Raw genomic sequence first — 5,475 nt, 5'->3', positions numbered from 1 at the left:
CTGCTGGCCCACGTGCAATGGGGCTCGTCGGGCAGCATCAACTACCAGGCCCGTGCGCTGGAGGTGATGCACGACATCCTGAACTACGAGGTCAACCAGAGCTACTGGAGCCTGACACCGGGCGACTGGGCCTCGGGTGGCGACGCCAACCACACCCGCCCGTCGGACTTCATGACCGGCCACATCCTCGCGTTCGCCAAGTACGACACCGCGAACGCGAGCAAGTGGAACAACGTCTACAACACGATCTCGAACGCGGTGAACTACCAGTACGGCCACGGCAGCGGCTCGACGGGGTTGATGCCTGACTTCGAGGTCCGTTCGGGCTCGAACTTCGTGCCGGTGTCGGGCACCTACCTCGAAGGCAAGCACGACGGTGACTTCAGCTACAACTCGTGCCGCACGCCGTGGCGTCTGGCGATGAGCTGGCTGAACAACGGCAAGACCGACATGCTGGCGCCGCAGCAGAAGATGGTCTCGTGGATCAAGGGCAAGACCAGCGGCAAGCCGACAGGCATCCGCGCCGGCTACTACATCAAGAACGGCACCAACGGCAGCAGCTTCGTCAACTACGACGACCTGTCGTTCACGGCGCCGATGGCCGTCAACGCGATGCTGGGCGGCTCCGGTGCGCAGAGCTGGCTGAACAGCCTGTGGACCTCGATCACCGGCGGCGACTACGGCACCCACGTCGACTACTTCGGCGACGCGATCCGCATGCATGTGCTGATCACGGTGTCGGGCAACTGGTGGACGCCTTGAGTTTGGGTTGAGAGACGTCGTGGCCGCGGGTGGGCGGCCATGTTCGCGCCGGTGCCGGTAAAACGGCGCCGGCGTTTTTGCGTCACCGCTGCGCGCGCCGCGCGTTGCCCGATGGACCTGTGCCACCGCTCGAACCCGGCCAATGGCACTGATGGCGTGTCGCGTGGCAGCCGGATCTGGGCCAATTGGTATTGCCACCAGTGACAGCGTGCGCCGATACCAATAGACTATTGGTATTCAATTGGTTCTAATGCCGGCCGCTACGACCACGAGGTCGCCCGGCCTGCGCATCGCGAGCGGTCGGTGATGACGATCGACTCTGCCGGCGCGGCCTTTTTCCGCAGCACCGAACAGGATCCTTCATGGCCATGACCTCGCCAGCGCGCGCCCAGTGCGGCCACGCGCTGATCACCTTCGCCCTGGCCGCCGCGCTGGCACCTGTGGCGCACTCGCAGTCCGTGCCGGGCTGGCCGTCCTTCATCGCCATGGGTGCCATCGGCGGCCCGAACATCACGCCGCCGACGCAGACGTCCCGCGGCGGCAATGACGACTTCGGCGGCCGCCCGGTGGATGTCGTGTTCAAGTACGCCGGCGTCAACGGCAATGGCGATCCGGGCGTGATCGACCCGCCGACCAACGCCTGGCGCATGACCAATGACTTCAATGCACTGAGTGCGATCAACGCGCACCCGATGCGTGTGGCCATCGTCGAATACACCGCCCAGATGAGCGGTGGCTTCAACACCGACGACTTCACCAATGGCCCGCCCGGCCAGGCCGGGGGCATGCCGAACGCCAGCTACCTGATGGGACGCCACCTGTCCTCGCTGGCGGCCGATGCGCAGATGCTCGCCACCTACCCCGTCACCTGGAACGGCAACGCGTACCACGGCTCGCTGCTGATGAACCCCGACCTGCTCGGCGCGATCCAGCAGAACGGCTACATCGCGACGGTCAATGCGGCGCTGCCTGCCGGCGCGGTCGATACCGCGATCGCGCAGGCGCTGTGCCTGATGACGACCTCGCGCAGCTACACCAACCACTCCAACCCCAACGGCCTGCCCTCGGCACCCTACCTTGGCAAGACCTACACCGGCACGCCGGTGCAGATCCTGAAGGCGATGCTGACCGACACCTACCCGGTCTGGAGCATCGACAGCCAGGGCGACGCCTACTGGAACACCGCGGTCAACAACGAAGTGCCTGTCGGCCCGGCCAAGAGCCAGGTCGGCCAGTGGTTCGACGCCTGTGTGGCCCAACCCAGCTACGACCATGCCAAGTACAGCCCGCCGCCTTTCCCGGCCGGCTTCGACGGCTGGGTCCAGGCCAACAACTGGCTGATCCGCGCGCTGGCGCCCAACGATGCCGTGACCTTCGGCTGGCAGGAAAACCTCTGGGCTGCCGGCAGCGGCTTCTGGCCGCACCAGAACCTCACCACCGACCAGGTCGCTTCGACCTTCTCGAGGCCGGTGACGACGTGGCTGAAGGCCAACGCGCCGCACGCGGTGGCGAAGGGCGGTGCGAAGGGGGTGCACTTCATCCTCTTCGACCGTTATGAGATGGACGACAGCGCCGCCCCGGGTGCGGCGACGCTGTACAACGCGCGCTCCTGGGACAACATGCTCACCGCGGTCGGCCAGGTCAGCAAGAACTTCGGCAACCTGCCGGTGATGCTGTGGCAGATCCCGGGCTCGCACCTGTCCAACACCAAGGAGCCGCAGCCCGAGCTGTTCCAGAACACGCCGGGCTCGTACGTGTTCAGCACCGCGCCGGTCTACTTCTTCGGCGACGCCAACCTCACGGCGGACCTGTCCAACCTGATTCATGGGCCGGGCAGCAGCAACCCCAACACGGCCGTCGGCAACTACCTGCTCGCCTGCGGCGGGACGGCCTATCACTGCCTGAACGCCAACGACAACTACGGCCAGTACCTGCGCCAGTACAAGAGCCTGCCCGCCAACTACGACTGGAGCAAGCCGCACGGCAAGCTAGCGCTGGCGGCGAAGAAGAACGTGTTCGCCATCCTCTGGGGCGGTGGCAACACGACCAACGTGATCAAGAACTTCAGCAACACCGACGACCACGGTTGGCTGGCCGGCAAGATCAAAACCTACTACACCAACCCCACGCCGGTGGTGGTGCACTGACGTCAAGGATCAGGGCGGGGCTCGCGGAGACAACGTGGTGCACACGCGGCACAAACGCGTCTTCGACGCCCCCGTGGGCCGCAAGCTCGGCCAACACCAAGCCGACGCAGTGCTACCTGCGCGATACCGGCGAGGCGATCAACGACTTGGCGATGCAGATATTCACCAGCCAAACGTGGGTACAGGATCGCCCGAGGATCCGAACTCGCACAGCTTCAGCAGAAGATGGTCTCGTGGCTCAAGGGCAAGACCAGCGGCAAGCCGACCGGCATCCGCGCGGCTACTACATCAAGAACGGCACCAACGGCAGCAGCTTCGTCAACTACGACGACCTGTCATTCACGGCGCCAATGGCCGTCAACGCGATGCTGGGCGGCTCAGACGCACAGAGCTGGCTGAACAGCCTGTCGACCTCGATCACCGGCGGCGACTACGGCACGCACGTCGACTACTTCGGCGACGCGATTCGCATGCATGTGCTGATCACGGTGTCGGGGAACTGGTGGACGCCTTGAGCGCCGCGGCCTTGGCCTCGCGCTTGAGCTGATACATCCGGCTGTCGGCCAGGTCGATCAAGCGGTCGATCTCATGGCCGTCGGCCGGGCAGGTGGCGGTGCCGACACAGGCACTCAGGACCAGGTCCTGTTCATCGAAGCGGAAAGGGGCGGCGATCGCATCTCGCAATCGCTGCTCGACCGTTTCCACTGCCTGCGGCCCGATCAGCGCGGCCAGCACGATGCCGAACTCGTCACCGCCCAGGCGCGCCACGGTGTCGTATTGGCGCGAGCAGGAGCCCAGGCGACGCGCCAACTCCACCAGTGCCGCATCGCCGGCGCGGTGGCCCAGGCTGTCGTTGATCTGCTTCAGCCCGTCCATGTCGATCATCATCACGCCGACCGGCCGCAGGTCCCGCTTGCTCTGCGCCACGGCGATGCGCAACCGGTCCATGAACATCGAGCGGTTGGCCAGGCCGGTCAACCCGTCGTGGGTGGCCTTGTGGAACAGATCGTTGCTGTCGTAGCGGGTGGCGTAGTACATCGACGCTCCCACCAGCCCCGACAGCAGGCCCAGGCACGACAGATCCTTGTCGCTGAAGTGCGCGGTCCGGGCCGACATGGCCTTCAGCACCCCGATCGTGACGCCGGCGTGTTTCAGCGGCACCAGAATCATCGAACGCAGTCCCACGCCTTGGCAGGCGGGCCAGTCGACGCGCGGGTCGTTTTCCGCATCGGTGCAGTTCACCGGCTGGCCGGTGCTAACACAGTGGCCGGACAGGCTGCTGGAGCGCTTCAGGCGCACACCCAGGCTGGCCGTGGCAATGCCCGAGGTGGYGCGGTAGACCATGTCGTCCAGCTCGGCCAGCTCGATGGCGGCGCCGTCCGCGCTGACCAGTGCGAGCGTGCGCTGAACCACCAGGTTCATCACACCGCCCAGATCCAGGCCCAGTTCGGCCACGTCGGTTTGCAGCTGAATGACCTCGAGCAATTTGTCTTGTGATGGCATCGGCACCCCACCGCATGGTGGCCGCCCCTGCATCGGAGGCTAGCCGCTCCCTGGCTGCGCTTGATCTTCCCACAGCCCGACGCCCGGCAATAGCCAGTGCCGCCGGTATGTGCCGGGGCTACCAGCGCTCGCGCAGCCGCCGCGCCAAATCCAGCACGGCACCGGGCGGCGGTGTCAGCGGGCCGCTGGCCCAGGTCGGCGTGCTGGGGCCGACGCTGTCGAAATGCGCCGCCACCTCGGGCGGGATGAAGCGCGACAGGCCGCCGTACAGGTGGCGGTCACCGAAGCGGCGCTGCTGGGTGACGTAGAAGCGCTGCGGCACCATCAGCGCCAGGTGGTTCTTGGCGCGGGTCATCGCGACATAGAGCAGGCGCCGTTCTTCTTCGAGCTGGATCCGCGTCGCGGTCGACAGGTCACCGGGCAGGCAGCCGTCGATCACGTTCAGCACCGTCACCGACGGCCACTCCTGGCCCTTGGCGGCGTGGATGGTCGACAGGATCAGGTAGTCCTCGTCCTGGTTCGGGTCGCCGGCTTCGTCGCTGGTGGCTTGCGGTGGGTCCAGCGTCAGCTCGGTCAGGAAACGTTCGCGGCTGGCATGGCCACTGGCCAGCCGCGCCAGTTGCTCGACATCGGCTTGGCGCGGCACAGGGTGGTCGTGCAGCCGCTCCATCTGCGGCAGATACCAGTCAGCCACTGCGGCCAGCTCGTTAGGCCAGTCCGGCGCTTCACTCAAACGACGCAGCAATGCTGCCAGCGGCGCCCAGTCGCCGCGCGCAGGCGTGGGCGGCTCGAAGGCTTGCAGCGTGGCGTGTGGATCGGCGCTGGCATCCATCGCGTCGAGCAGGCGCCGCGCGCTGGCCGGGCCGATGCCGGGCACCAGCTGCGCCACGCGAAAACCCGCCAGCCGGTGGCGCGGGTTGCTGGCCCAGCGCAGCAGAGACAGCACGTCTTTCACATGCGCCGCTTCGAGAAACTTCAAGCCACCGTATTTGACGTACGGGATGTTGCGACGCGCGAGTTCCAGCTCCAGCGCGGCACTGTGCGATGACGAGCGGAATAGCAC

5 protein-coding genes are annotated in these 5,475 nt (G+C 66.3%); 3 read left to right on the top strand and 2 right to left on the bottom strand.

What is annotated here, in order from left to right; all coding sequences use genetic code 11:
• From AC1DYI_RS25195 to AC1DYI_RS25185, 3 genes are all read left to right on the top strand, one after another.
• On the top strand, nt 1-762 hold a 762-nt coding region (locus tag AC1DYI_RS25195), incomplete at its 5' end, for a hypothetical protein (RefSeq protein WP_477206876.1).
• A gap of 362 nt (nt 763-1,124) precedes the next feature.
• On the top strand, nt 1,125-2,909 hold the full coding sequence (locus tag AC1DYI_RS25190; protein WP_477206875.1) for a hypothetical protein: 1,785 nt from the start codon (nt 1,125-1,127) through the stop codon (nt 2,907-2,909).
• A gap of 233 nt (nt 2,910-3,142) precedes the next feature.
• Nucleotides 3,143-3,424, top strand: coding sequence for a hypothetical protein (locus AC1DYI_RS25185; protein WP_477206874.1), 282 nt, complete (start codon nt 3,143-3,145; stop codon nt 3,422-3,424).
• Here AC1DYI_RS25185 and AC1DYI_RS25180 read toward each other — a convergent pair.
• Both AC1DYI_RS25180 and AC1DYI_RS25175 read right to left on the bottom strand, forming a co-directional pair.
• Nucleotides 3,393-4,412 carry a diguanylate cyclase domain-containing protein gene (locus AC1DYI_RS25180; RefSeq protein WP_477206873.1) on the bottom strand — a complete coding sequence of 340 codons (1,020 nt, stop codon included), beginning with the start codon at nt 4,410-4,412 and terminating at the stop codon, nt 3,393-3,395. The genes AC1DYI_RS25185 and AC1DYI_RS25180 overlap by 32 nt on opposite strands.
• Before the next feature lie 118 nt (nt 4,413-4,530).
• Nucleotides 4,531-5,475 (bottom strand): 3'-5' exonuclease (locus AC1DYI_RS25175; protein WP_477206872.1); only part of this gene is annotated, 945 nt, incomplete at its 5' end.

The sequence above is a fragment of the Ideonella sp. P3_A4 genome (genome assembly GCF_056403075.1).
The sequence above is the reverse complement of the archived record's forward strand: the minus strand, read 5'-3'. Positions and strand labels throughout refer to the sequence as shown.

Bases quoted from the DNA above. Each gene is read 5' to 3' on its own strand.
- AC1DYI_RS25190 (WP_477206875.1), top strand. From the start codon at position 1,125: ATGGCCATGACCTCGCCAGCGCGCGCCCAGTGCGGCCACGCGCTGATC.